The sequence below is a fragment of the Bradyrhizobium sp. PRIMUS42 genome, assembly GCF_023006515.1.
Classification (GTDB): domain Bacteria; phylum Pseudomonadota; class Alphaproteobacteria; order Rhizobiales; family Xanthobacteraceae; genus Bradyrhizobium.
This window is the reverse complement of the sequence record NZ_JALBGZ010001322.1, coordinates 1-848: the sequence shown is the minus strand read 5'-3', so window position 1 is coordinate 848 and position 848 is coordinate 1. Positions and strand designations below refer to the sequence as shown.

Annotated in this window: 1 protein-coding gene; it reads left to right on the top strand. The window is 65.7% G+C overall.

Annotated elements, in window-relative coordinates; genetic code table 11:
• Window positions 1-848, top strand: an 848-nt coding sequence (gene ftsZ, locus MOV75_RS40040) for a cell division protein FtsZ (protein ID WP_247008357.1), incomplete at both ends; no start/stop codon positions are given.

Sequence of the window (848 nt, the reverse complement as noted above, 5' to 3'; positions counted from 1 at the left end):
AACGTCGGTGCCGCGGCGGCGGAAGAGGTGATCGACGAGCTGCGCGACCATCTCTCTGGCGCCAACATGGTGTTCGTCACCGCCGGCATGGGCGGCGGTACCGGCACCGGTGCAGCTCCCGTGATCGCCAAGACCGCGCGCGACATGGGCATCCTCACCGTCGGCGTCGTGACCAAGCCGTTCCACTTCGAGGGCGGCCGCCGCATGCGCACCGCTGAAGCCGGCATCAACGAGCTTCACAAGGTCGTGGACACGCTCCTGATCATCCCGAACCAGAACCTGTTCCGGGTCGCCAACGAGAAGACCACCTTCGCCGACGCCTTCGCGATGGCCGACCAGGTGCTCTATTCGGGCGTTGCCTGCATCACCGACCTGATGGTGAAGGAAGGCCTGATCAACCTCGACTTCGCCGACGTCCGCGCCGTCATGCGCGAGATGGGCAAGGCGATGATGGGCACGGGCGAAGCCTCCGGCGACAAGCGCGCGCTGACCGCCGCTGAAGCTGCGATCGCGAACCCGCTGATCGACGATAGCTCGATGAAGGGCGCCAAGGGCCTCCTCATCTCGATCACCGGCGGCAAGGACCTCACCCTGTTCGAGGTCGACGAAGCCGCGACCCGCATCCGCGAGGAAGTCGACCAGGACGCCAACATCATCGTCGGCGCAACCTTCGACGAAGCGCTCGACGGACTGATCCGCGTCTCGGTCGTTGCCACGGGCATCGAGCAGGCCGCGATCGCCCGCAACATCGAGGAGGGCGGCTCGCTGACCATCATCGCGACCGCGCTGGTCGATACCGGCAGCCGCATGGACGAAGTCATCTTCGAAGAGTTCAAGGGCACCGGTAA